This window comes from Pantoea sp. JK, assembly GCF_026130245.1.
Taxonomy (GTDB): domain Bacteria; phylum Pseudomonadota; class Gammaproteobacteria; order Enterobacterales; family Enterobacteriaceae; genus Pantoea; species Pantoea trifolii.
In genome coordinates this window covers 229,345-251,243 of record NZ_JAINFN010000002.1, presented here as the reverse complement: position 1 = coordinate 251,243, position 21,899 = coordinate 229,345, and the positions used below count along the sequence as shown (strand labels likewise).

Annotated in this window: 23 protein-coding genes and 1 pseudogene; 10 read left to right on the top strand and 14 right to left on the bottom strand. The window is 52.9% G+C overall.

Annotated features, from left to right (window positions below; all coding sequences use genetic code 11):
* Window positions 1-354 precede the first annotated feature (354 nt).
* From manX to PanJK_RS05655, 4 genes are all read left to right on the top strand, one after another.
* Entirely contained in the window at window positions 355-1,326 is a 972-nt protein-coding gene (manX, locus tag PanJK_RS05670; protein ID WP_265297913.1) for a PTS mannose transporter subunit IIAB, read from the top strand.
* A 58-nt stretch (window positions 1,327-1,384) separates the two neighbouring features.
* Window positions 1,385-2,185: a PTS mannose/fructose/sorbose transporter subunit IIC gene (locus PanJK_RS05665; RefSeq protein ID WP_008110410.1), complete on the top strand. Its 801-nt coding sequence runs from the start codon at window positions 1,385-1,387 to the stop codon at window positions 2,183-2,185.
* A 14-nt stretch (window positions 2,186-2,199) separates the two neighbouring features.
* Entirely contained in the window at window positions 2,200-3,045 is an 846-nt protein-coding gene (locus PanJK_RS05660) for a PTS mannose transporter subunit IID (RefSeq protein ID WP_265297910.1), read from the top strand.
* 92 nt (window positions 3,046-3,137) lie between these two features.
* Entirely contained in the window at window positions 3,138-3,596 is a 459-nt protein-coding gene (locus tag PanJK_RS05655) for a DUF986 family protein (protein ID WP_061718723.1), read from the top strand.
* On the opposite strand, the gene rlmA is transcribed toward PanJK_RS05655, so the two are convergent.
* The 4 genes from rlmA to PanJK_RS05635 form a co-directional block, all read right to left on the bottom strand.
* Window positions 3,593-4,399, bottom strand: coding sequence for a 23S rRNA (guanine(745)-N(1))-methyltransferase (gene rlmA, locus PanJK_RS05650; RefSeq protein ID WP_265297904.1), 807 nt, complete (start codon window positions 4,397-4,399; stop codon window positions 3,593-3,595). The two genes, PanJK_RS05655 and rlmA, sit on opposite strands and share 4 nt — an antisense overlap.
* Before the next feature lie 141 nt (window positions 4,400-4,540).
* Window positions 4,541-4,750 carry a transcription antiterminator/RNA stability regulator CspE gene (cspE, locus tag PanJK_RS05645; RefSeq protein ID WP_008110414.1) on the bottom strand — a complete coding sequence of 70 codons (210 nt, stop codon included), beginning with the start codon at window positions 4,748-4,750 and terminating at the stop codon, window positions 4,541-4,543.
* Between the two features lie 83 nt (window positions 4,751-4,833).
* A complete protein-coding gene (locus PanJK_RS05640) occupies window positions 4,834-4,908 on the bottom strand; it encodes a DUF2627 domain-containing protein (protein WP_110866451.1) in 75 nt (24 codons plus the stop codon).
* 686 nt (window positions 4,909-5,594) lie between these two features.
* Window positions 5,595-5,870 (bottom strand): YebO family protein, encoded by a 276-nt coding sequence (locus PanJK_RS05635; protein WP_256696604.1) that lies wholly within the window; start codon window positions 5,868-5,870, stop codon window positions 5,595-5,597.
* A 214-nt stretch (window positions 5,871-6,084) separates the two neighbouring features.
* On the opposite strand from PanJK_RS05635, the gene PanJK_RS05630 reads away from it, so the two are divergent.
* Complete coding sequence (locus PanJK_RS05630) at window positions 6,085-6,321, top strand: YobH family protein (RefSeq protein WP_008110416.1); 237 nt, start codon at window positions 6,085-6,087, stop codon at window positions 6,319-6,321.
* 35 nt (window positions 6,322-6,356) lie between these two features.
* Here the strand turns inward: PanJK_RS05630 and kdgR are convergent, their stop codons facing one another.
* Window positions 6,357-7,148 (bottom strand): DNA-binding transcriptional regulator KdgR, encoded by a 792-nt coding sequence (gene kdgR / locus PanJK_RS05625; protein ID WP_265297900.1) that lies wholly within the window; start codon window positions 7,146-7,148, stop codon window positions 6,357-6,359.
* Window positions 7,149-7,341: 193 nt separating this feature from the next.
* On the opposite strand from kdgR, the gene PanJK_RS05620 reads away from it, so the two are divergent.
* A complete protein-coding gene (locus tag PanJK_RS05620) occupies window positions 7,342-8,724 on the top strand; it encodes an MFS transporter (protein WP_256696606.1) in 1,383 nt (460 codons plus the stop codon).
* Between the two features lie 51 nt (window positions 8,725-8,775).
* On the opposite strand, the gene htpX is transcribed toward PanJK_RS05620, so the two are convergent.
* From htpX to PanJK_RS05600, 4 genes are all read right to left on the bottom strand, one after another.
* Window positions 8,776-9,657 (bottom strand): protease HtpX, encoded by an 882-nt coding sequence (gene htpX, locus PanJK_RS05615; protein ID WP_256696607.1) that lies wholly within the window; start codon window positions 9,655-9,657, stop codon window positions 8,776-8,778.
* 220 nt (window positions 9,658-9,877) lie between these two features.
* Window positions 9,878-11,917, bottom strand: coding sequence for a carboxy terminal-processing peptidase (prc, locus tag PanJK_RS05610; RefSeq protein WP_265297897.1), 2,040 nt, complete (start codon window positions 11,915-11,917; stop codon window positions 9,878-9,880).
* Between the two features lie 19 nt (window positions 11,918-11,936).
* The gene (gene proQ / locus PanJK_RS05605; RefSeq protein ID WP_008110425.1) at window positions 11,937-12,617 is read right to left on the bottom strand and encodes an RNA chaperone ProQ; all 681 of its coding nucleotides are present in this window, start codon (window positions 12,615-12,617) and stop codon (window positions 11,937-11,939) included.
* A gap of 96 nt (window positions 12,618-12,713) precedes the next feature.
* Window positions 12,714-13,214 (bottom strand): GAF domain-containing protein, encoded by a 501-nt coding sequence (locus tag PanJK_RS05600; RefSeq protein WP_008110428.1) that lies wholly within the window; start codon window positions 13,212-13,214, stop codon window positions 12,714-12,716.
* 217 nt (window positions 13,215-13,431) lie between these two features.
* On the opposite strand from PanJK_RS05600, the gene yebS reads away from it, so the two are divergent.
* The 3 genes from yebS to rsmF all read left to right on the top strand — a co-directional run bounded on the left by yebS (window position 13,432) and on the right by rsmF (window position 18,781).
* On the top strand, window positions 13,432-14,676 hold the full coding sequence (yebS, locus tag PanJK_RS05595; RefSeq protein WP_265297893.1) for a membrane integrity lipid transport subunit YebS: 1,245 nt from the start codon (window positions 13,432-13,434) through the stop codon (window positions 14,674-14,676).
* A complete protein-coding gene (locus tag PanJK_RS05590; RefSeq protein WP_265297891.1) occupies window positions 14,645-17,284 on the top strand; it encodes a PqiB family protein in 2,640 nt (879 codons plus the stop codon). Before yebS ends, PanJK_RS05590 begins: the two co-directional genes overlap by 32 nt.
* A 72-nt stretch (window positions 17,285-17,356) precedes the next feature.
* Window positions 17,357-18,781: a 16S rRNA (cytosine(1407)-C(5))-methyltransferase RsmF gene (gene rsmF / locus PanJK_RS05585; protein WP_265297889.1), complete on the top strand. Its 1,425-nt coding sequence runs from the start codon at window positions 17,357-17,359 to the stop codon at window positions 18,779-18,781.
* 3 nt (window positions 18,782-18,784) lie between these two features.
* Here rsmF and PanJK_RS05580 read toward each other — a convergent pair whose 3' ends face one another.
* Window positions 18,785-19,432, bottom strand: a complete 648-nt coding sequence (locus tag PanJK_RS05580; protein WP_265298559.1) for a metallophosphoesterase — start codon at window positions 19,430-19,432, stop codon at window positions 18,785-18,787.
* Between the two features lie 256 nt (window positions 19,433-19,688).
* Between PanJK_RS05580 and PanJK_RS05575 the strand changes: the two genes are divergently transcribed.
* Window positions 19,689-20,420 (top strand): class I SAM-dependent methyltransferase, encoded by a 732-nt coding sequence (locus PanJK_RS05575; RefSeq protein WP_265297886.1) that lies wholly within the window; start codon window positions 19,689-19,691, stop codon window positions 20,418-20,420.
* Window positions 20,421-20,498: 78 nt separating this feature from the next.
* Here PanJK_RS05575 and PanJK_RS05570 read toward each other — a convergent pair whose 3' ends face one another.
* The 4 genes and pseudogenes from PanJK_RS05570 to PanJK_RS05555 all read right to left on the bottom strand — a co-directional run bounded on the left by PanJK_RS05570 (window position 20,499) and on the right by PanJK_RS05555 (window position 21,657).
* On the bottom strand, window positions 20,499-20,666 hold the full coding sequence (locus PanJK_RS05570) for a hypothetical protein (RefSeq protein ID WP_008110452.1): 168 nt from the start codon (window positions 20,664-20,666) through the stop codon (window positions 20,499-20,501).
* 117 nt (window positions 20,667-20,783) lie between these two features.
* Window positions 20,784-21,103: pseudogene (locus PanJK_RS05565) on the bottom strand (hypothetical protein).
* Window positions 21,104-21,298: 195 nt separating this feature from the next.
* Complete coding sequence (locus PanJK_RS05560) at window positions 21,299-21,442, bottom strand: cold-shock protein (protein ID WP_085982370.1); 144 nt, start codon at window positions 21,440-21,442, stop codon at window positions 21,299-21,301.
* A gap of 2 nt (window positions 21,443-21,444) precedes the next feature.
* On the bottom strand, window positions 21,445-21,657 hold the full coding sequence (locus PanJK_RS05555; protein WP_007889586.1) for a cold-shock protein: 213 nt from the start codon (window positions 21,655-21,657) through the stop codon (window positions 21,445-21,447).
* Between the last annotated feature and the right edge of the window lie 242 nt (window positions 21,658-21,899).

The window sequence follows — 21,899 nt, the reverse complement described above, 5'->3', positions numbered from 1 at the left end:
AGGTGAGCTGAAGCCCGGTACTCCTGAATAAAAAACAGAACGCTAATGTATCAGTTACATCAACGACGTCAAAAAAATTTATTACATTTACAAATATCTACGTGAACGCATGAATAACGAACAAAAGTGCACATTAGCGCCGTTACGCTCGAAATAGCTGACAAACATCACATAATTTATTTTTTCGATCACTAAAATAAATCGCGACCTTATCGCTGTGCAGCGGATTGTTTCGTTTTATTTATTGATGCTCTTTCTCAATCACATCATTAACGATCCACCTGAAACACTAACGGTAATTTTCAACGATTCCCGGCAATGCCAGAGAATCTCTCACGCGAACGGAGGTAGCAAGTGACCATTGCTATTGTAATTGGTACACATGGCTGGGCGGCAGAACAGTTGCTTAAAACAGCAGAGATGCTGTTGGGTGAGCAGGAAAATGTCGGATGGATTGATTTCGTTCCCGGCGAAAATGCAGAAACGCTAATCGAAAAGTATCAGGCACGGCTGGCAGATCTCGACACGTCAAAGGGCGTGTTGTTCCTGGTCGATACCTGGGGTGGCAGTCCATTTAATGCGGCCAGCCGCATTGTGGTGGACAAGGATGGCTATGATGTCATCGCCGGCGTCAACATTCCGATGCTGGTGGAAACCCTGATGGGACGCGATGACAATCCATCGCTGGAAGAACTGATTCACATCGCGGTAGAAGCCGGTCGTGAAGGTGTTAAAGCCCTCAAGACTGAAACGCCTGCGCAAGCCGCAGCGGCACCGGCTCCGGTTGCAGCGAAAGCGCCCGCTCAGCCGCAAAAACCGATGGCACCTGACGATCACATGAAAATCGGCCTGGCGCGTATTGATGACCGCTTGATTCACGGGCAAGTGGCCACGCGCTGGACCAAAGAGACCAACGTTAGTCGCATTATCGTAGTGTCTGATGAAGTGGCCAACGATCATGTGCGCAAAACCCTGCTGACGCAGGTGGCCCCGCCGGGCGTCACTGCGCATGTGGTGGATGTCGACAAGATGGTTCGCGTGTGGAACAACCCGAAATATGGCCAGGATAAAGTGATGCTGCTGTTCACCAATCCCACGGATGTAGTGAGGATTGTTGAGCAAGGCGTGGACATTAAGTCGGTCAATATTGGTGGCATGGCGTTCCGTCAGGGCAAAACGCAGGTGAACAACGCGGTATCGGTGGATGAAAAAGATATCACGGCATTCCGCAAACTTAATGAGCGCGGTATCGAACTGGAAGTACGTAAAGTGTCCAGCGATCAGCGACTGAAAATGATGGACCTGATCGCCAAGGTCAATCCGTAGTTCGCCCTTTGCCTGCATATGTGGGCGAATTTTAGAGACCTTGCAGAGGAGAAATGCAATGGAGATAACCACGCTACAAATCATTTTGATATTTATTGTGGCCTGTATCGCCGGGATGGGATCGATTCTTGATGAGTTCCAGTTCCACCGTCCGCTGGTGGCTTGTACCTTAATTGGTGCAGTCCTCGGTGATATGAAAACCGGTATCATCATCGGCGGTACGCTGGAGATGATTGCACTGGGATGGATGAACATCGGTGCGGCCGTTGCACCGGACGCGGCGCTGGCTTCGATTATCTCAACCATTTTGGTTATCGCCGGTGGTCAAAGCGTCGGTGCCGGTATTGCGCTGGCGATTCCACTGGCCGCAGCCGGTCAGGTTCTGACCATCATCGTGCGTACCATCACGGTCGCCTTCCAGCACGCCGCCGATAAGGCAGCCGAGAAAGGTAATCTGAATGCGATCAGCTGGATCCACGTGTCTGCGCTGGTATTGCAGGCGATGCGTATTGCGATCCCCGCCTTGATCGTGGCGATTTCTGTCGGTACGCACGTGGTTCAGGAACTGCTGAACTCGATTCCAGAAGTGGTCACCAACGGCCTGAACATCGCTGGCGGCATGATCGTGGTAGTCGGTTACGCGATGGTCATCAACATGATGCGCGCGGGCTACCTGATGCCGTTCTTCTACCTTGGCTTCGTTACTGCAGCCTTCACCAACTTCAATCTGGTTGCGCTCGGCGTGATTGGCGTGGTGATGGCGGTGCTGTATATCCAGCTGGCACCGAAATATAACCGCGTTGCAGGTGCTGCAAATGCCGGTCCTGCAAACAATGACCTCGATAACGAACTCGACTAGGAACAGGTGAAATCATGGTTGATACAACTAACACTCCAAAGAAACTCACCCCCGGCGATGTCCGTGGTGTGTTCCTGCGCTCTAACCTGTTTCAGGGTTCGTGGAACTTTGAACGTATGCAGGCGCTGGGTTTTTGCTACTCAATGGTGCCGGTGATTCGTCGCCTCTATCCAGAAAACAACGACGATCGTAAACAGGCGATTAAACGTCACCTCGAGTTCTTCAACACCCATCCTTATGTGGCAGCGCCGGTACTTGGCGTTACCATGGCGATGGAAGAGCAGCGTGCCAACGGTGCGCCGATTGATGATGCGGCGATTAACGGCATCAAAGTAGGTCTGATGGGGCCGCTGGCAGGCGTAGGTGACCCGATCTTCTGGGGTACCGTGCGTCCGGTGTTTGCTGCACTCGGTGCTGGTATCGCCATGAGCGGCAGCTTGCTAGGTCCGTTACTGTTCTTCATCCTGTTTAACGCGGTTCGTCTGTTAACGCGTTATTACGGCGTGGCGTACGGCTACCGTAAAGGTGTGGATATCGTCAGTGATATGGGCGGCGGTTTCCTGCAGAAACTGACGGAGGGCGCGTCGATTCTCGGCCTCTTTGTCATGGGGGCCTTGGTTAACAAGTGGACGCATGTGAATGTGCCGCTGGTGGTGTCGCGCATCACGGACCAGACCGGTAAAACCACGGTTACCACGGTGCAATCGATTCTCGATCAGCTGATGCCTGGCCTGATTCCACTGCTGCTAACCTTTGGCTGTATGTGGCTGCTGCGTCGTAAAGTGAATGCGTTGTGGATTATCGTCGGCTTTTTCGCCCTCGGTATCTTCGGTTACTGGATCGGCCTGCTCGGTCTGTAATCAGCCAGCCGGGAGCCACGCTCCCGGCTATTTTTGAGCGGCATTACCTGAGCGCCCACGTTGAGGTAATTTCGATTGAGGAAGAGTATTTTATGTCACTGACTGACGCGCTGATCGCCCTGCTGATTGCAGGCTTCATTCTTTTCGCTATCTATGATGAAGCGATCCTGCCGCGCCGCAACGGCCCGACCAAACTGCGCGTCGCGCTGCGCCGTCGCCATAAGATCGATAGCGCCATTTTCGTGGTGCTGCTGCTCATTCTTCTGTGGAACAACATTGATAAACATGGCACGCAACTCACCACCAATTTGCTGATGGTGCTGTGCTTTATGGCGATTTGGCTGTTCTGGGTGCGAAGCCCGAAGCTGCTGATGAAGGAGAATGGACTGTTTTTTGGCAGCGTGTGGATCGATTACGCTCGCATTCAGAGCATGAACCTGTCGGAAGACGGCATTCTGGTGATGCAACTGGAGCAGCGTCGCCTGCTGATTGCCGTCAAACAGCTTGATGATCTGGAACGTATCTACAATACGCTGGTGGAAGCGCGTTAATCGCGCTGCCACAACGTTAGCATGAAGTCGGCATCACAGGTAAACTCGCTGGATGCCGCAAGGTCCTGCCACACATCTTCGCGCGCACGCCAGGCAAATGGCGTCATCTGCAATAAGCTCACCGCCTCACTTCCGCTCAACGTCATGCTGTATTTCAGGTTTTGCTGATCGATCTGCTTAAAACCGGCATATACCTTTTCTTCCGCCGCATGCAGCTGTACTTCGCGATAAATCAGCGCCTTGAACTGCTGCAAATGATGCGGTCCCGGCGTCACCGTTAGCAGGTAGCCACCCGCTTTAATCACACGGCTCAGCTCCTCTTCATTACAGGGCGCATAAATGCGCACTACGCCATCCAGAGAAGCATCGGCAAAAGGCAAACGCTGGCTGGAGGCGACGCAGAATTTCACCTTGCGATAGCGTTTAGCGGCCATGCGAATCGCTGCTTTTGCGACATCCAGACCAAAGAGTTGTGCCTGCGGCAACGCATCGGCCATTGCTGCGGTGTAATAGCCTTCTCCGCAGCCGATATCTAATAGCTGCGAATTTTGATTACTCAGGTGCTGCGCAAGGATTTCGGCAACACCCGCGCGCAACGGCTGATAATGTCCAGCATCGAGGAAGGCACGCCGTGCCTGCAGCATCTCAGCGCTATCGCCCGGTTCGCGCGAACCTTTGTGCTGCACCGGCAGCAAATTGACGTACCCTTCTTTGGCCTGATCAAATTGATGCCCAGCATCACAGCGGAAGCTATTCGCCTGCTGCAATAAAGGCTGATGACAAAGTGGGCAAATCAAAGACATAGATAACTCCGGGTTAGCAATTCGCGGCGCAGTTTACCCTGATCATCTGGCTACAGAAAGGATAAAAGAAAAAGCCCCGTTCAGTGAACGGGGCTTTAGGATTCGTTTCAGTGGTGCATGGCACCGAGCCTGAGGGCGAAATCAGATTGGGGTAACGTTGACCGCAGCAGGACCTTTCTGGCCGTCCTGGATTTCGAACTCAACGCTTTGGCCTTCGGCCAGAGTTTTAAAACCATTGCCCTGGATTGCAGAGAAGTGTACGAACACATCTTTGCTACCATCAGCAGGAGTAATAAAACCAAAACCTTTAGACTCGTTGAACCACTTAACCTGACCTTTAATCTTTGCCATTTCGCAAATTTCCTTTCAATGATTATATTGCCCGCAGGCAGACTTACAGATAAACCAGAGACATTACTGAATGAGGCACTAATTTAAGGTTCGGCAAGGAAGCGGTATTCAACGTCAACGTCTTTACTCGTAACTTCTTTACTGAAGATGCCATACATAAACAGAACTGTACCTCGTTTGACCCACGATTTGTTATCACATATCCGTAAATTAATGGCAAGCCATTTTTAAACGGTGATCGACGTGACGCACATAATTAGTTAATTGCCGCTGCACTTCATCAATCAACATATTGACACCCAACTCGTTAGGTGCGCAAAAAAGGGTTATCAGTCAGTATAGTTAGCGCCTAATCCTCACTTAGTCAAGCGCAGCGGTAATGTCTAAACAGGTACATTTTAAAGGGGTAAAAAGTACGACAAAAATATTGCACTAATATGGCATCAATAAAATATTCCACTAAAAAGTTCGCCAGCCACACAACAACTGCGCGCCGTTCAAATCTTGTACAAATAGTTTTCTCAGGTATAAGTTATTAATTGCTTTGCACCAAAATCAGGAGAAACCAATAATATGCGCCCCATATATACGCATTAACATTGGGTGGCATTTATCTCAATTTTAACTATCAACCCAACAATTAAATGTTAAAAAAAACATTGATGAGCTTGATTTAACAAAAACTCATTAGGATTAATCTTAGTTGAAATTCTTTCTGGCAGAGATCATCGCTATTCATACTTGATTGAGGAAGCGAATTCACTAAATGGCAATATCCCGCCACGCACCATTTCAGTGCGCAGCCGGTTGCCCTGTCGGCGATTATTTCCCCCCTTCCAACGCCTTAACGTTCCGGGATCATCCGAATAAAATCGCGTTTTTCATCCGCGTCTTCATCCGCTAGTGGTTTTGCTGTGGATGGCTGTGCGTCAACCAGACGACGCAGTAGCACATTCTGTTTCTTTTGCTCTTCGATAACGGCTTCCAGCAAACGGATCTGCTCACTGGCACGCACGCTAGCCCGGTTAACAAAGAACCAGACAATAAAGGCCACAAGAATGATGATGGCCAGAACGCCATAGTTGAACAGCGGGCTGGTGTTTGCGGCTAATTCGTTCATAACTGCCTCTGTAGTCAAAAATCAAACCTCTACTCCGCCGCTGATTCTACTCGTTGCCGGGGCAAAAGATAATGGGTAGCGACGGAAAGCAGATTATCCCGCAAGACCTCTTTCAGTTATCTCTGATCGATTCGATAGCGAAAGCGAGGCATGCTGCTACAGTAGATTCGCAGCCATGTTGGACGCGCTGCGTTGTGTATCACAAGGAGAAAAGATGAAACTACTTATTCGGACGATTATGCTGGTGGCACTAATTTGGTTGGCGATGCTGCTAACCGGCTATGGCGTACTCACCGGCAGCAATAAGAATGCGGCGGGATTGGGACTGCAATGCAGTTATCTGACCGCACGCGGCATGATTACAGCACAGTATCTGCACACAGACAGCGGTATCGTCGGCGTAACGGATTGCCCACTGCTGAAGAAAAGTGGCGAAGTGGTCGACAATTAAACGTTGAAACGGGCTGGAAACAGCCCGTTTTCATTTCAGAACGGATAGTCGTGGTAGCCCATTTGTTCAGACAGATTGCGCGCCGCACGGTGCAGCATCGCCACATATTCATTTTTGGCTTCTTCTGAAAAACGAATGGTGGGGAACGAGATGCTCAATCCCGCAATCACCACACCAAAGCGGTCAAACACCGGCACCGCGATACAGCGTAAGCCCTCTTCTTGCTCTTCATTATCCTCGCCAAATCCCTGCTCTTTCACCTGATCCAGCACCGACAGCAGCGCTTCTGCAGTGACAATGGTTTTGGCAGTGCTGCGGCGGAACTCCACTTCGCTGAGGATCTCCTGTACTTCAGCGCGATCGCGCCATGCCAGTAACACTTTACCAATTGCGGTGGTGTGCAATGGATTGCGGCGGCCGATGCGCGAATACATGCGCAGGTTATACAATGAATCGATTTTATGGATATAGACGATGCTGTCTTCTTCCAGCGCACCGAGGTGAATGGTTTCTTTGGTCAGACGTGACAGCTCACGCATCTCAATATCGGCGCTACGAATCAGATCGACGTTCTGTAACGCTTTGGCCCCGAGCTCAAACAGCTTAAGCGTCAGCGAGTATTTCTCACTTTCCCCTTCCTGCGCCACATAACCAAGCGATTTCATGGTCTGTAAAAAGCGATAGACGGTGCTTTTCGACATCATCACGCGTTGGGACAATTCGGTGATTCCGTGATCGCGCTCTTCGCCCAGCGCCTGCAGAATGCCAAACACTTTCATCACCGATGAAACCGAGTCCGGCTGTTTATCGTTATCGCTGCTCGCCATGGCGCGTATCCTTTTTTGACAGTGTTTCAAAAAAAACGGAACAGAAGCGCCAGTATATGCGTTTCAACCTGATGGCGGCAACGATTGACGCTAAGTGACACATCCACACGTAATTTTATGTCAATGAATGCGGTGCTTTTCGGCAGCGAATTGATTAGCATGATGATATTCACTTCCTTTACTTACCTAACTTATGCCTTCTACTGTTGCTCAGGATGGATTGCCCATTCCACAGCGCTATGGCGCGATCATTACCATTGCACTCGGTATCATGATGGCGGTGCTGGATGGGGCTATCGCCAACGTGGCTTTGCCGACCATTGCCCGTGAACTGAATGCCAGTCCAGCCGAATCGATCTGGATTGTTAACGCCTATCAAATCGCTATCGTTATCTCGCTGCTGTCGCTATCGTTTCTTGGCGATATGCTTGGCTACCGCCGCGTCTATCAGGTTGGACTTGCGCTGTTTATCGCCACCTCGCTGTTTTGCGCCCTCTCCTCATCACTGAACACGCTAACCGTGGCCCGCGTGCTGCAAGGCTTTGGTGGCGCAGCGCTGATGAGCGTCAACACGGCTTTAATCCGCATCATCTATCCGCAGCGCTTTCTCGGACGCGGTATGGCGATCAACTCGCTGATCGTTGCGGTGTCGAGTGCGGCTGGCCCCACTGTGGCGGCAGCGATTCTTTCCGTCGCCAGTTGGAAATGGCTGTTCCTGATCAACATTCCACTTGGCATCGTTGCGTTATGGCTGGCGTTGCGTTTCCTGCCGGATAACCCGCAGAAAGCCAAACAACAGAAATTCGACGTGCCCAGCGCCGTAATGAATGCCCTGTTCTTTGGCCTGCTGATTACAGCACTGAGCGGCTTCTCGCAAGGGCAAAACGGCTGGTTGATTGTGGCCGAGTTGGTGGCATTAGTGTTGGTGGGCATCGTGTTTGTCCGTCGCCAACTGGCGATGCCGGTGCCATTGTTGCCGGTGGATTTGCTGCGCATTCCGATCTTTTCGCTCTCGATTGGCACCTCAATTTGCTCATTCTGCGCGCAGATGCTGGCGATGGTGGCGCTGCCGTTCTTCCTGCAAAACGTGTTGGGTCGTGATGAAGTAGCAACCGGTTTGCTGCTCACGCCGTGGCCGCTGGCAACCATGGTGATGGCGCCGATTGCGGGTCGACTGATAGAGAAATTCCATGCCGGATTATTGGGCGGATTGGGATTAGCGATGTTCGCTGCCGGCCTGTTCCTGCTGGCGCTGTTGCCGACTCAGCCAACGGATGGGGATATCATCTGGCGCATGATGCTATGCGGTGCCGGTTTTGGCCTGTTCCAGTCACCTAACAATCACACCATCATCACCGCAGCACCGCGTAATCGCAGCGGTGGCGCCAGCGGCATGCTCGGCACCGCGCGTCTGGTAGGACAAAGCAGCGGCGCGGCGCTGGTGGCGCTGATGTTTAATCTGTTCAACGATAGCGGCACGCACGCGTCACTGCTATTGGCGGGCAGCTTTGCCAGCGTCGCCGCCGTGGTGAGCCTGGCGCGTATGACGCAGACACGGCAGACTGTCGAATCCTGAAAACAACAAGGGCGCCATCTGGCGCCCTTGTTCTTGGTATGTCGACAATGACTACTTCAGGTATTCACCGCTGCGCAGCGCTTCGATACGTTTATCGAGCGGCGGGTGCGACATGAACAGCTCGCTCAACGATTTGTTTTTACCGTTGATACAGAATGCCATCATGCTGCCTGGCTCCTGCGGCTCGTAGCTGGTTTTCAGACGTTGCAGCGCGGCAATCATCTTCTCGCGACCCACCAGTTTGGCGGAACCCGCATCGGCGTGGAATTCACGGTGACGTGAGAACCACATGGTAATGATGCTAGCGAGGAAGCCGAACAGCAGTTCCAACACCATCGAGACGGCAAAATAGACCATCGGATTTCCGTTGCTGCTCTCTTCACCGTCGCGGTTACCCGACAGGAAGCCGGAAGCAATCTGCGCCAGAATACGCGAGATGAAAATAACAAAGGTGTTCACCACACCCTGAATCAGCGTCATGGTGATCATGTCACCGTTAGCGATGTGGGAGATTTCGTGCGCCAGCACCGCTTCCGCTTCATCGCGGCTCATGTTTTGCAACAAGCCAGTGGAAACAGCGACCAGCGACGCGTCACGGCGCGCACCTGTCGCAAAGGCGTTAATGTCGGGCGCGTGATAAATCGCCACCTGCGGCATTGCAATGCCAGCCTGTTGTGCCTGGCGGCCGACGGTTTCCATCAGCCAGCGTTCCGTCTCATTACGCGGTTGTTCAATGACCTCACCGCCAACGGATCGTAACGCCATCCATTTGGACATCAGCAGTGAAACAAACGCACCGCCAAAGCCAAACAGACCTGCCATAATCATCAGACCCTGAACACTGCTTGACTGGATTCCTGTCAGACTCAAAATCAGTCCGAATACCAACATCACCGCCAGGTTGGTGAGCAGGAAAAGAGCAATACGCATCATAAACGTTAATCTTCCTCAGTTGTGCACGCGCATATGCGCGGATATCTATCCTATGGTCATCGCCGCGCATTTCAAGCAACCTTAATCTTTAAGTGCCTAAAAAGACATAACTTTACATTAGGAAGCGAAGTGCGCACTTCAGTGCATCAGCCGCGCTTAATAACGATTTTAGCCTAAAAAAAAGCACCGCCGAAGCGGTGCTGTTTCATAGGCCAGACGGTTATTTCGCGCTTTCGGCTGCAGGCTGAGATTTTTCCAGCTGCGCCATGTCGTTAGCGATTTTCACCGTTTCATCCAGATACGGATCGGGCTCTTTATAGTCTTTCGGTAGATCTTCGATGCTCTTAAGCGGCGCTTTGCCTTCCGCCTGATAGCGTGCGTTGATACGTTCCAGACGCAGTGCATCATCTTCGCGGTTCTCTTTCTCACGCTGAGCAAGATTGAGCGACACGATATTACGCTTGTCTTTCATCGCATCGAAACGCGCAATATCTTTCATGATGTACTGGAACTCGCGATCTTTAGCGATGCGAGCGGCGTGCTCTTTGGTCAGCTGCGGTACCAGCGGCGCGATATCGCCGGTCTTGGTGTAGCTTGCCGCATTCACGCTGTCCCAAGGCAACGCGTTGTCCTCGAACTTCTCACCGGTTTCTGCCGCTTCGACGCCGGTTGGCATCAGCAGATCCGGCGTTACGCCTTTACGCTGAGTACTTCCGCCGTTGATACGGTAGAACTTCTGAATGGTGTACTGTACGGAACCCAGCGCTGGCCACTCAGGACGCAGCATCTGATCGTAAATGCGGTTCAGAGAACGATACTGCTGCACGGTGCCTTTACCGAAGGTCGGTTCACCGACAATCAGCGCACGACCGTAATCCTGCATCGCCGCAGCGAAGATTTCAGACGCCGAAGCACTGAAGCGATCGACCAGCACCACCAGCGGACCTTTGTAATAGACTATGCCGTCGTTATCGCTGTCTTCGCGCACGCGTCCATTGTTATCACGCACCTGCACCACCGGGCCGCTAGGAATAAACAGGCCAGAGAGTGAAACGGCTTCGGTCAGGGCACCACCGCCGTTGGTACGCAGATCGATCACCACGCTGTCGACGTTCTGCTTCTGCAATTTCTGCAGCTGCACCTTCACATCGTCAGTCAGGCCAACGTAGAAGCCAGGAATGTCGAGCACACCGACTTTCTCTTTACCAACGTTATGCACGGTCCCTTTCACGGCGCGATCTTCCAGACGGATTTTTTCACGCGTCAGTGTGACGGTGCGGGTTTTCGTGCCCTTACCGGCTGGCAGGATTTCCAGACGTACTTTGCTGCCTTTCGGTCCTTTGATTTTTGAAACCACATCATCCAGACGCCAGCCAATCACATCTTCCATTGGCTTGCCCGGCTGAGCGACACCGACAATGCGGTCGCCGACGCTGATCGCTTTACTCTTCGCCGCCGGACCACCCGCGACCATCGAGTTGATCACCGTGTAATCGTCATCCATCTGCAGCACTGCTCCAATACCTTCCAGCGACAGGCTCATTTCGGTATTGAACTGCTCGGTGTTGCGCGGTGAAAGATAGTTAGTGTGCGGATCGATTTCATGCGCGAACGCAGTCATCGCCAGCTGGAACACATCTTCACTGTTGCTTTGCGCCAGACGACGGATGGCAAAGTTGTAACGCTTAGTCAGCGTTTCGCGAATCTCTTTCTCATCTTTACCGGCCAGTTTCAGGCTCAGTTCGTCATATTTAACTTTGGCATCCCACAGCGCGTTGAGCTCATCAACGCTCTTCGGCCATGGCGATTTTGCCCGGTCAATGTCAATGGTGTCATTGCCGGTGAAATTCATTGGGCGGTTCAGCACGCTCAGCGCATATTGATAGCGCTCAAAGCGACGTTTCTGCGCCAGATTGTAGAGATCGTAGAACACATCCAGCTTACCGCTGCGGAACTCATCACCGACGGTGGTTTTCTTATCGGCGAATTGCGCGACATCCGATGCCAGCAGCACGTTGTGGCTGTAGTCGAGCAGATTCAGGTAGCGATCAAAAATTTTCGCGGAAAAATCCTGATTCAAATCGAACTGGCGATAGTGAGAGCGGGTAAAACGCGAGGTAACGCGTTCGCTGACGGTGGGATGCTGTGGATCTTCGTGTAGCTGGGGAATCTGGTCGGCGCGGGTAATATTATCTGCACCAAAGGTGGGGCCTGCTAAAAGCAGGCCCGCGATCATACCGATCTTTAAAATAGTGTTCATGCCAGGGTCAGCCTCCGTTTCAGAACTGCAAATGTTCTGCGCGCACAATCATAGCCATGCCGGAAGCGAGCTGAACCCGAACGCCATCTTTGGTTATTTCCAGAATGGTAGCGTCCATTGCACCTTTGCCTGCGGTCACTTTAATGTTCTGGCCGGGCTGCAACGTTGAGGTATCAGTGACAGGTTTAGCACGCGGTGGCTGCGGCGCTGCGGCACGTTCAGTAGCGGCCGCACGCGGCGCCTGAGGGCGTGGCTTACGCGGTGCATCACCTTCAGCAGCTTTACGCGGAGCAGGCTTGCGCGGACGACGCTCAGCGGTCTCTTCACCGGCTTCACGCTTCTTCGCTTTCTGCTGATCGCGCTGCGCCTGAACGCGGGCTTTCGCTTCTTCCAGTTGCTTGCGCGCATGTTCAACGTGTTGCTCATCCAGCACGCCACAGGCGTTACCATCGAGATCGACACGGATGGCACCTGCTTTGATGCCATAAAGATAACGCCAGCTAGAGGTATAAAGACGTAAGGCAGAACGCAGTTGCGTCTTGCTCAGGCTCAGTTCGCCTTGAACACGCTCGACCAGATCTTGAAAAATGCCGATTTTGAGCGGACGCGCCTCGCCTTCGGCGCTAAAGCATTGCGGAAAACGTTCCGCCAAAAAGGCGATGACTTCTTTACTGCTATTCAACTTAGGTTGATTTTCCATGAAATTTCCTGATTACAACGGATTTGCCGACCAGAGCAGGCATGAACAGGCGACATTATAATGACAACATCGCCAAATGCTATGTGATCCAGTCGATTAGCTGTGCGTCAGCTGAATAAATTTTACGATGTCGCTGCCCGCCAGCACTTCACAAAGCCCGTCGGTAAGGGCCACCAGCCCCGCTTCATCCTCGCTATCGAAGCGAGAATAAACCGTACTATCAATGTCTAAAACACCCACGAGGGTGCCATTTACTTTCAGAGGAATCACGATTTCGGCGTTGCTGGCGGCGTCACAGGCGATGTGACCTGGGAACGCGTGCACGTCTTCCACCAACTGCACTTTGTCCTCGGCTACCGCTGTACCACACACGCCTTTGCCAACCGGAATACGTACGCAAGCGATTTTGCCCTGGAACGGGCCCAGCACCAGCGTGTTCGGTTCCGTCAGTAAATAGAATCCAGCCCAGTTCACGCCTTCCAGACGTTCAAAAAGCAGCGCGCTGCAATTACCGAGCGCGGCCAGGAACGAGGTTTCGCCCGCCAACAGAGCGCGGATATCGCGATTCAAATCCTCGTAAAAAGCTTTTTTGTTCATTGTTCAACCATAACTCGTCACTGTGGTGACCTTGTTGTCACTCAGTTGTTAAAATAAGCACTAATAATCCAGGCGCATAAGGTGAATCATTTTGTTAGTTACTATACCCTTAGCAGTCGGTGGATAAGCGTATTCTGGTACCACCGAATATTGCAGGCAAATTTGCGCTACTCAGCATGCCGGTAAACGTAACGAACGATGGGCACTTGCGTCACCTATGAAAATTCACGCTATCAGCCAGACGTTGCCCCACGCACGTTATCAGCGTTGTCCGCAATGCGATACCCTTTTTTCCTTACCGGATGTGAAATCGCATCAGACAGCCTATTGCCCTCGCTGCCATGCACAAATTCAGAGCGGCCGTGACTGGTCGATGACGCGACTCACCGCTATGGCGGTGGTGATGATCGTGCTGATGCCGTTCGCCTTAAGCTTGCCGTTGGTGGATATTCGCCTGCTTGGCATGCGCATTAACGCCAGCCTGGTGGAGGGCGTGATTCAGATGGCGCAGCAAGGCAACATCCTCACCGCTTCGATGGTGGCGTTTTGCACCATTGGCGCGCCGGTTACGCTGGTCGTTGGCATCCTCTATCTTTGGCTGGGCAACGCGCTGGGTATGAACCTGCGCCCGGTCCTGCTGATGATGGATAAACTCAAAGAGTGGGTGATGCTGGATATCTATCTTGTCGGCGTGGCGGTGGCCTCAATCAAGGTGCAAGATTACGCCTCGTTGGAAGTGGGCTACGGTTTAGTGGCTTATATTGCGTTGACGGTGCTCAGCCTGCTGACGCTGATTCACCTCAACGTAGAACAGCTGTGGGAACAGTATTATCCGCAAGCGATGCCCACTTCTCCGCCCGAAGAGTGGCAGGTGTGCCTTAACTGCCATCTAACCGGTGTAGCTGATGAGCGTGGGCGCTGCACGCGTTGCCACACGCCGCTCGACTATCGCCGCCGCCACAGTTTGCAGAAATCCTGGTCAGCGCTGATTGCCTCAATTGTGCTGCTGATACCCGCCAATTTGCTGCCGATTTCGGTGGTGTACGTGAATGGCGCACGCCGTGAAGACACCATTTTCTCCGGCATTCTGGGATTGGCATCGGGCAATATTCCGGTCGCCGCCGTGGTGTTTATCGCCAGTATTCTGGTGCCCTTCACCAAAGTGTTAGTGATGCTGACCTTACTGATCAGCATTCATTTCAAATGCGAACAGGGTTTGAAAACCCGCATTCGCCTGCTGCGCGCCGTCTCCTGGGTGGGCCGCTGGTCGATGCTGGATCTGTTCGTCATTGCTGTAACCATGTCGCTGGTCAATCGTGATCAGCTACTGGCTTTTACCATGGGACCGGCCGCCTTCTATTTTGGTGCCGCCGTTGTTCTGACCATTATGGCTGTAGAGTGGCTTGATAGCCGCCTGATCTGGGATGCACATGCAACAGGAAACGCCGACTACACCGACTAGCGCCAATCTGCGCAACAAGCGCAAGATTTCGCCGTTCTGGTTATTGCCCATCATCGCCCTGCTGATTGCTGGCTGGCTGCTGTGGACCAATTATCAGGAGCGCGGTACGACGATCACCATTAACTTCCAGACCGCCGACGGGATTGTGCCAGGCCGCACGCCTATTCGCTATCAGGGCGTGGAAGTGGGCACGGTGCAAGGCATTGTGCTGAGTGATGACTATCGCAGCATCCAGATTAAGGCCAGCATCAAAAGCGACATGCGCGATGCACTGCGTGAAGACACCCAATTCTGGCTGGTGACGCCGAAAGCCTCGCTGGCGGGCGTCTCCGGGCTTGATGCACTGGTCGGTGGTAACTACATCGGCATGATGCCGGGCAAAGGTAAAGAGAGCGATCACTTCACCGCGCTCGATACTCAGCCGAAATATCGCGTCAATACCGGCGAGCTATTGATCCATCTGCGTGCACCGGATCTCGGCTCGCTTAACACCGGTTCGCTGGTCTACTACCGCAAAATTCCGGTGGGTCGCGTCTACGATTACAGCCTGAACAACAGCACCGATGGCGTCACCATTGATGTGCTGATTGAACGCCGCTTTATCAATCTGGTGAAAAAGCAGAGCCGCTTTTGGAATGTCTCCGGCGTTGATGCGGATGTCAGCCTGAGCGGGGCCAAAGTGAAGCTGGAAAGCCTGGCCGCGTTGGTGAACGGTGCGATTGCCTTCGATTCGCCCAATGACGGTGAGCAAGCGCAGGTGGATGCCAATTACCAGCTCTATCCGGATCTGGCGCGCAGTCAGCGCGGCGTGCAAGTGAAACTGGATTTGCCGAGCGGCGATAACCTGAAAGCCGATAGCACGCCGCTGATGTATCAGGGACTGGAAGTCGGCACCTTAACCAAACTCAACCTGCTGGATGGCGGCAAAGTCACCGGCGAGTTAACGGTCGATCCTTCAGTAACCGGTTTGATGCGCAGCGGTACGCGCATTGAGATGCGTACACCGAAGATCAGCCTGACCGACACCAATCTCAGCAGCCTGTTAACCGGTAATACCTTTGAGCTGGTGCCAGGCGAAGGCAAGCCGCAGGATCACTTCACCGTGTTGCCAGCCAGCGAAACCCTGCTACAAAAACCGGACGTGCTGACGGTAAAACTCAGCGCGCCGGAAACCTACGGCATCGATGCCGGCCAGCCGGTGATGCTGTATGGCATGAAAATCGGCCAGGTGATTTCACGCACGCTGGATGAAAATGGCATCAGCTTTGTCGCAGCTATCAACCCAGAGCACCGTAATCTGGTGCACGCCGACAGCAAGTTTGTGGTGAATAGCCGCCTCGACGTGAAGTTTGGCCTCGACGGTATGCAGGTGCTGGGCGCCAGCGCGCGCGAATGGGTGGATGGAGGCATTCGCCTGATTCCCGGCGCGAAAGGCAATCCATCCAGTCGTTATCCTTTATATGCCGATGCGGAACGTGCCCAGGAAGGCATCGTGGGCGAACAGCCGCCGACCACGCTGAAACTCACCGCCAACAGCTTGCCAGATGTGCAGGCTGGTTCGGTGCTGCTGTACCGCAAATTCCAGGTCGGCGAAGTGGTGGATGTGGTGCCGCGCGCGGATGCGTTTGAAATCTCGATTCACATTCAGCCGCAATATCGCAAGCTGCTCACCAGCGAGAGCGTGTTCTGGGCCGAAGGCGGCGCCAAAGTGCAACTCAACGGCAGCGGCTTGACCGTACAAGCGTCTCCGCTCAACCGTGCGCTAAAAGGTGCCATCAGCTTTGATAATCTGACCGGCGCGCAGGCGGCGAAAGGCGTTAAGCGCGTGCTGTACGCATCCGAAACCGCCGCGCGTGCAGTTGGCAGCCAGATCTCGCTGCACACCTATGATGCCAGCAAACTGGCGGCGGGAATGCCGATTCGCTATCTCGGCATTAATATTGGTCAGGTTGAATCACTGGCGCTGAGTTCGGATAACAACCAGGTTGTCGCTAAAGCGGTGCTTTATCCGGAATACGTGCAGGACTTCGCGCGCATTGGCAGTCGCTTCTCGGTGGTATCGCCGGAAATTTCTGCTGCGGGCGTGAATCATATCGAAACGCTGTTGCAGCCTTATCTCAACGTCGATCCGGGCAAAGGTGCGCCTGCGCGCACATTCGAACTACAGGAAAGCACCATCACCGATTCACGCTACCTGAACGGCCTGACGATTTATGTCGATGCCGCTGACGCCGGATCGTTGTCGGTGGGCACGCCAGTGCTGTTCCGAGGCGTAGAAGTGGGCACGGTCACCGGAACGTCGCTGGGCAATATGGCGGATCGCGTGCAGATCGCGCTACGCATCAGTAAGAAGTATCAACATCTGGTGCGTAACAACTCGGTGTTCTGGCTGGCTTCCGGCTATAACTTCGATTTTGGTCTGATTGGCGGCGTGTTGAAAACCGGCACCTTCCAACAGTTCATTCGCGGCGGCGTACAGTTTGCCACGCCGCCGACGGTGCCATTAGCACCGCAGGCCGGCGCCAACAAACACTTCCTGCTACAGGATGAAGCGCCGAAAGCGTGGCGCGACTGGGGCACCGCAATTCCGGACCCTCATCAACCCTAAGCAAATCGGGCAGCCTGGCTGCCCGATTCTTTTTCGCGTGTTACACTTCGCGCTCATTTCGTTTCCCGGTAGATGCCCGTGTCCGATCGCTTTCCCGAAGATTTCCTCGCGCTGATGCGCGCCAGCCTTGCTGACGACGCCGAACTGCAACGCTTTCTCGCTATTAGCCAGCAACCGCTGCGTCGCAGCTTACGCGTTAACACTTTAAAAATTAGCGTGCCAGATTTCCTCGCCCGCACCGCCGATTATGGCTGGCGCTTATCGCCCATTCCGTGGTGCGCTGAAGGGTTCTGGATTGAGCGTGACGACGAATCGTTGCCGCTCGGTAGCGTAGCGGAACACCTGAGCGGACTGTTTTATATTCAGGAAGCCAGCTCAATGCTGCCGGTCACCGCGCTGTTTGATGCCGCTCCCGATGCACGTCAGGTGATGGATGTGGCTGCCGCGCCGGGTTCAAAAACCACGCAGATGGCCGCGCTGATGCGCAATGAAGGCGCTATTCTGGCGAACGAATACTCGGCCAGCCGCGTTAAAGTGCTGCATGCAAATATCAGCCGCTGCGGTGTCAGCAATGTGGCGCTGACGCATTTTGATGGCCGCGTGTTTGGTGCCGCGCTGCCGGAACGTTTCGATGCCATTCTGCTCGATGCGCCCTGCTCTGGCGAAGGCGTGGTGCGTAAAGATGCCGACGCGCTGCGTAACTGGACGCTGGCCAGCACCGAAGCGATCGCTGAGACCCAACGCGATTTGCTCGACAGCGCTTTCCATGCCTTGCAGCCCGGCGGCACGCTGATTTACTCCACCTGCACACTGAATCAGATCGAGAATCAGCAGGTGATTCACTGGTTGCAACAGCGTTATCCCGATGCGGTTGACATCGTACCGCTGAACAACCTGTTCGCCGGAGCCGATCGGGCGTTAACCGCCGAAGGTTTCCTGCACGTGTTCCCGCAGATTTTCGATAGCGAAGGTTTCTTCGTCGCGCGTCTGCGTAAAACCGCCAGCATTCCCGCGTTACCCACGCCAACCTATAAAGTCGGCAAATTGCCCTTCTCTCCGGCCAGCCGCAAGCTAAGCGCTGAAGTGCAGCAGGCGGCGGCAAACGTCGGTTTGCAGTGGGATGAGAACCACACGCTGTGGCAGCGCGATAAAGAGCTGTGGCTGTTCCCGGCGGCGCTGGAGAATTGGCTGGGTAAAGTGCGCTTCTCGCGCATCGGCCTTAAGCTGGCAGAAACCTTCCCGAAAGGCTATCGCTGGCAGCACGAAGCGGTGGTAGCGCTGTCGCAGCCAGGCAGCGCGCTGGATTTCGAACTCACCGATGCGGAAGCGGAAACCTGGTATCGCGGTCAGGATATCCATCCGGAAACCTTGCCCAATCGGGATGAAGTGATCGTCACTTATCAGCAACAGCCGCTGGGATTGGCGAAGAAAGTGGGTAATCGCATTAAAAACAGTTATCCGCGTGAACTGGTGCGCGACGGGCGTTTATTCCGTTAAACGTCACTGCAATTGCACCAGAGTGAGATGATTGCCGAAGACCGCGCCAGTATCGATGTAATGCTGATTCGCCACATTGAGCGGTTGTTCTAACGGCGTGTGGCCAAAGTAGAAATCACTGGCGCCATCGATGTGGGCTGAACTGCCACGTTGATGGCGTCCCAGCCGATCGCGACTCCACACCACTTGTTGCCAGTCAACATCCTGCCCCAATGCATAATGGCTGGCAGGATAATCGGCGTGGGCAATCACTACTACGCGATTGCCGAAATCCAGATGCAGGATCAACGGTAACTCAGCGCAGCGTCTTAACGCATGGCGCGCAGCAATTAATTTTGCGCCCTTCAGCTGCCAAAACCACTCGCCGCCGTTCATCATCCACAAGGTTTGGTTGCGACCATCCAGCGCAGCGAGCGCCATCTGTTCGTGGTTGCCGCGCACGCAGCGAAACCAGGGTTCCTGCATCAGCGCTAAACAGCCAGGACTGTCCGGCCCGCGATCGATTAAATCGCCCACCGACAGCAACAAATCCTGCTGCTTATCGAAATCTCGCTTCTGCAGTTGCGCATCGAGTTGGGCGCGGCATCCGTGCAGATCGCCAACCACCCAAATCTTTCGCCACATTTGCGTGTTTACCGTTTGGTAAAGCATGTAATCTTCCCCGGTTGACTGGAAGTTTAGTGATCCCGGCATAAAGTATAGTCCGGTAAGGTTTAGCCAGCGGAGGGAACAGCATGAGCGGACGGAAGCAATTCATTGGTGTGTTAATCGTTATTTTCATTGGTAGCTTGCTGCTACTGGAATCACTCGCTCGTCTGGTACATCTGTTATTTGTGGGATAATTACGCGACTTTACATTCCGCGCTAAACGCCTAAACTCCTTTGCGCATCATATAAAGGAGCCTGTATGAGCCAGAATATTTACGACAATCCTACCTTTTTTGCCGGTTACGCCACTTTGCCACGTTCCGTTAAGGGATTAGACGGCGCGCCAGAATGGCCCGCACTGCGTGCATTACTCCCAGACCTGCAGGACAAACGTGTTCTCGATTTAGGCTGCGGCTACGGCTGGTTTTGCCGATACGCGCAGCAGCAAGGCGCGCGTGACGTGCTGGGACTGGACGTTTCCGAGAAGATGCTGGCGCAGGCCGCGACCATGACGCAGGGAACGCAGATTCGCTATCAGCGCGCCGATTTAGAAACGCTGCAGCTAACCGAATCCTTTGATCTCGCCTACAGCTCGCTGGCGCTGCACTACCTCACCAATATTGACGTACTTTTCGCTACCTTGTTTGAGGCGCTCACGCCGGGCGGCGCGCTGGTGTTTTCCTGTGAACATCCGATTTACACCGCGCCTGCACAACAGCAATGGATAGTGGGTGAGCACCAGCAGCGCAGCTGGCCGGTCAATCACTATCAGCAGGAAGGCGAGCGCATCAGCAACTGGTTTGCCGATGGCGTGAAGAAGCAGCATCGCAAACTGGCGACCTGGATTAATGCAGTGATCGGCGCAGGATTTGAGATCGTGCATCTCGATGAATGGGGTCCGAGCGAAGAGATGGTTGCGCTGAATCCCGCGCTGGCGGAAGAGCGCGATCGTCCGATGATGTTTCTGCTGGCAGCGCGTAAACCATTGTGACGTTGTCTTGAGGCTGCACACTGCAGCCTTTTACATATCCCTGCGACGCTATTTGTGACATTCAGGGGGCATTGCGTACTAGCGCGTGATTAAAAAGATCGCCAGCAAGAAGAAGGCTAATAAACCGGCGAATGTCAGCGTTCCAATACGCGGCGTTTTGGCGCGGCCAACTACCACACCAATAAAGATACAAAGCAGCGTTAAGGTGCCAATCATTACCCAGAGAAGATATTGTGTATTTGCCATGAAGGATCCTTATCCGGCCATTAATCAGATGCGCCAACGTTATACCATTTTTCGCACAGACTGACTGCAGCTATATGACCGCACCTTTTCTGCTGATTATTTCCCGTCCGGTCATCATTAAGTCGCGTTATGCTCGCAACGCATAGCCTTGAGATTTTCCAACTGCTGTAAACGCGCTGCAGCCTTATTGTTCGCACTGGCTTTCGCAATGCCGTTACCAATACCAAAATCCCCGACGAAGCCGAGTATGGTCAGCGCGTCAAACTCGCCAGTTTTATCGATCTGCTGCTTAACACTTTGGCTTTTAGCAATCTCCTGATTTAGTGCTGCACAGTCGTAGGTTGCGCTTCGGCATCGCTCACATTGGCAGACTGCGGATATTGTTTCAGCGCGCAACCACTCAGCAGCATGGCGATCAGAATAACAGGCTTGTACATCTTGCAAGATTCTCACTAAAGCGGCGATTTATTTCGAGAAACTGTAGCATCTGGGGGAGATGACGATCGGGGGAATAAGTAACGTTAAGATGGGTATTTAAAAATAAAAAAGCACTGCCTAAGCAGTGCTAATAATTTTGATATCAGGCAATTACCTGATAAGCCCTAATAATTATCAGGGCAGAATATCCGTTATTATGCAGTTTTCAACATAATCATTGATGACTTGCAGAAAATGCATTTAGCGCCATGTGGGTTCATTTTAGTAATATCGAACGCGGAGGTGCGATATTGTGAACTCTGGCAATGCGGACATCTTAAACGATGATAAATGCGAATAATTACAGACCTAATACATTTGTTGCAGACGGACCTTTAGGACCATCTTCAACTGAAAACTCAACACGCTGACCTTCATCAAGTGAGCGATAATCAGTGCCCTGAATGGCTGAGAAGTGGACGAAAACGTCCTTGCTGCCATTTTCAGGAGAAATAAAGCCGAAGCCTTTTTCTGAGTTGAACCATTTTACCGTTCCAAGAATTTTATTAGACATAATTTTTACCTTTTAAATGAGCCTATTGGCGTAAGGGCCGAGTTGCAGATACGAATCAGAACTTAGGATAAGACTCAAAGAGAAAGGGCTTGAAGCGGCACTAACTGGGATGAGAAATACAATGGGAACTAACCTTCTAACTGTCTGCTATTCAGACCGACGAAGCATTAACGCATTTATTTGCGCCACTAGCAAGCGAAAAGAATATTTAATTTTCGATAAATAATCATTGTTTTTAAATT